We start from the raw sequence: 2987 nt of genomic DNA on the forward strand, positions 1-2987 counted from the left end.
TGCGGCACCTTGAGCTGTCGCACACCGACGTGGTCGGCCGGCTGGCCCGGCATCTGCCGGCGCACCTGCGCGGCGGGCACATCCGGCCGCTGGGCCTGGACCGCTACGGCCTGCGGCTGCGGGTCGAGGCCGCCAACACCGACCACGACGTGCGACTGGCCTTCGCCCGGCCGATCGGCACCCCCACCGAGCTGGCCGGCGAGCTGCGCCGGCTGGTCGGCTGCCCGTTCCTGGCCGCCACCAGCTGACCGCCGCACCAGCGGCGGGTCAGTCCACGCAGAGCCGGTCGACCGGCATCTGGACCGCCCGGGCGATGGCCACGACGGTGAAGAACGTCGGGGTCGGGATCCGCCCGTGTTCGATCTTGCGCAGGGTCTCGACCGAGATTCCCGCTGCCGAGGCGACCTCGACCGCGGTGCGCTCGCCGCGCGCCGCGCGGAGCTGTGCACCGAGGCGGACACCCCGCGCCCGGTCCGCTTTGCTCAGTGGGGGACGCACCATGGCGCCAATATTAATACCATGATAGAAATACCAGTCATGGTGGAGCTGAAAACCGAGACAGAGCTCGCCGTGATGCGCGAGGCGGGCCGGGTGGTCGCCACGGCTCTGGCCACGGTCCGCGAGCACGCCGCCCCCGGCGTGTCCCTGCTGGAGTTGGACACCCTGGCCGCCCAGGTGATCCGCGACGCCGGCGCCACCTCGTCCTTCCTGAACTACCGCCCGCACTTCGCCCCCACCCCGTTCCCCGGCGTGATCTGCGCGTCGGTCAACGACGTGATCGTGCACGGCATCCCGGACGGCTACCGGCTGCGGGCCGGCGACCTGGTCAGCATCGACTGCGGCGCCTGCGTGGACGGCTTCCACGGCGACGCCGCGGTCAGCTTCACGATCGGCCCGCCCAGCGCGGCCGACGCCACCCTGATCGAGGACACCGCCGCGGCGCTGGCCGCCGGGGTCGCCGCCGCCCGCCCGGGCGGCCGGCTCGGCGACGTCTCGCACGCGGTCGGCGAGATCGGCCGGGCCGCGGGCTACGGCATCCCGCAGGGCTTCGGCGGGCACGGCGTCGGCCGCCGGATGCACGAGGACCCGTCGGTGCCCAACGAGGGCCGCCCCGGCCGCGGCCTCCCGCTGCGCCCCGGCCTGGTGATCGCGATCGAGCCGATGTTCCTGGCCGGCGGACGGGACCGGTTCGTCACCGACCCGGACGGCTGGGCGCTGCGCACCGCCGACGGCAGCCGCGCCGCGCACGCCGAACACACCGTCGCCATCACCGACGACGGCCCGGTCCTGCTCACCGTCGTCTAGTTGTCCGCGAGTTCGGGGGGAAAGCCGCCGGTGGCGACCGGACCCCAGCCGGTGATCGTGATCCGGATCAGCGACTTGCCCTGGGTGCGCATGGCTTCGCGGTACTCGTCCCAGTCGGGGTGCTCGCCGGAGATCACCCGGAAGTACTCGACCAGCGGCTCCACCGACTCCGGCGGGTCGAGCACCTCGGCGGTGCCGTCCACCTGCACCCAGGGGCCGTTCCAGTCCTCGGAGAGCACGCACACCGACACCGCCGGGTCGCGCCGGGCGTTGCGCACCTTGGCGCGCCCGGGATAGGTGGAGATCACGATCCGGCCGGCGGTGTCCAGCCCGCAGGTCACCGGGGACAGCTGCGGACGCCCGTCGGACCGGCTGGTCACCAGGATCGCGCGGTGGCGGGGCCGGATGAACTCGGCGAGCTGATCCTCGTCGACGACGTCGGCGGTGGCGATCTTTCGCGGCATCGTCCGACGGTACCGTGCACCCCGTGCGAGCGTGGTTGACGCCGGAGCGTCCGACCGAACCGGAGATCGTCGCCGATCCGGCGGAGCGGCGGGCGATCAAGATCGAGCTGGCCATCGTGTTCACGGTGACCCTCGGCCTGTCCGGCGCGCGCAGCCTGCTGTCCCTTGTGGACTCCCTGCTGCAGCCGGTGCCACTGAGCCAGCAGGCCGTCGCCCTCAACGTGCCGCAGGCCAACGCCGACCTGATCGACCTGCTCAAGCAACTGCTGTCCGCCGCGCAGCTGTTCGCCTGGGGGGCACTGGGCGTGTACCTGTTGTGGCGGGCCGGAATCCGGCCGAGGATGGTCGGCCTGGACCGCACCGGGCCGGGCCGCGACCTGCTCACCGGCGCCGGCCTGGCCGCGCTGATCGGGATTCCCGGCCTCGGCCTGTACTTCCTCGCCTACCACCTGGGCGCCAACCTCGCCGTGCTGCCGTCCACTTTGGACGACACGTGGTGGCGCCCGATCGCCCTGATCATCTCGGCGGCGGCCAACGCCTGGGCCGAGGAGGTCCTGGTGGTCGGCTACCTGATCACCCGGCTGCGCCAGCTCGGCCTGCGGGAGAACACCTCGCTGCTGTTCTCCGCCGTGCTGCGCGGTTCCTACCACCTGTACCAGGGGTTCGGCGGGTTCCTCGGCAACCTGGTGATGGGCCTGGTGTTCGGCCGGGTCTGGCAGCGCACCAACCGGCTGGTGCCGCTCGTGGTCGCGCACACGCTGCTGGACGTGGTCGCCTTCGTCGGCTACGCCCTGCTGCGCGGCCGGATCTCCTGGCTCCCCTAGGCCACGAGCAGACCGATCCCGACCGACACCACGCCGATCGCGAGCGACGCGCCGCCGGCGAAGAACATCCACAGGAACCGGGGGTTGGGCCGGTTGATCTCGCCGGTGCCGATCAGCGCCGAGGTGACGAACCCGCCCCGGGATGAGCAGCGCGGCGATCGGCACGCCGAGCCGGCCGAGCCAGCCGGCCGGCCCGGTGAGCCCGGCCGCGTCGGACAGCAGCAGGCACACCAGGCTGAGGATCACCAGCACGCCGGCGTGCGCGTGCATCGCGCGGACGAAGGCCCGCTGGAACTCGGTGAACCGGTAGGCGCCGCGCGAGATCCTGAGCAGGAACACGCCGCCGGACTCGATGCCGACGACGGTGAGTAGTAACAGGCCGCCGATGACCCGG

6 protein-coding genes are annotated in these 2987 nt (G+C 72.7%); 4 read left to right on the forward strand and 2 right to left on the reverse strand.

The genetic code is table 11. The features are described from left to right. Positions 1 to 248: DUF2470 domain-containing protein (locus tag VFO68_RS10860; RefSeq protein ID WP_325158090.1), on the forward strand; the 248-nt coding region annotated here is incomplete at its 5' end. A gap of 19 nt (positions 249 to 267) precedes the next feature. Here VFO68_RS10860 and VFO68_RS10865 read toward each other — a convergent pair. Then, positions 268 to 501: a helix-turn-helix transcriptional regulator gene (locus VFO68_RS10865; protein WP_325158091.1), complete on the reverse strand. Its 234-nt coding sequence runs from the start codon at positions 499 to 501 to the stop codon at positions 268 to 270. A gap of 36 nt (positions 502 to 537) precedes the next feature. Here VFO68_RS10865 and map point away from each other — a divergent pair, with 36 nt between their 5' ends. Next, positions 538 to 1305, forward strand: coding sequence for a type I methionyl aminopeptidase (gene map / locus VFO68_RS10870; RefSeq protein ID WP_325158092.1), 768 nt, complete (start codon positions 538 to 540; stop codon positions 1303 to 1305). On the opposite strand, the gene VFO68_RS10875 is transcribed toward map, so the two are convergent. After that, the gene (locus VFO68_RS10875) at positions 1302 to 1769 is read right to left on the reverse strand and encodes a PPOX class F420-dependent oxidoreductase (RefSeq protein WP_325158093.1); all 468 of its coding nucleotides are present in this window, start codon (positions 1767 to 1769) and stop codon (positions 1302 to 1304) included. The two genes, map and VFO68_RS10875, sit on opposite strands and share 4 nt — an antisense overlap. Before the next feature lie 23 nt (positions 1770 to 1792). On the opposite strand from VFO68_RS10875, the gene VFO68_RS10880 reads away from it, so the two are divergent. Both VFO68_RS10880 and VFO68_RS10885 read left to right on the forward strand, forming a co-directional pair. After that, a complete protein-coding gene (locus tag VFO68_RS10880) occupies positions 1793 to 2593 on the forward strand; it encodes a CPBP family intramembrane glutamic endopeptidase (protein ID WP_414635485.1) in 801 nt (266 codons plus the stop codon). Positions 2594 to 2686: 93 nt separating this feature from the next. After that, positions 2687 to 2965 (forward strand): hypothetical protein, encoded by a 279-nt coding sequence (locus tag VFO68_RS10885; RefSeq protein ID WP_325158095.1) that lies wholly within the window; start codon positions 2687 to 2689, stop codon positions 2963 to 2965. Positions 2966 to 2987 lie beyond the last annotated feature (22 nt).

The organism is Actinophytocola sp. (assembly GCF_035712165.1).
Taxonomy (GTDB): domain Bacteria; phylum Actinomycetota; class Actinomycetes; order Mycobacteriales; family Pseudonocardiaceae; genus DASYTH01.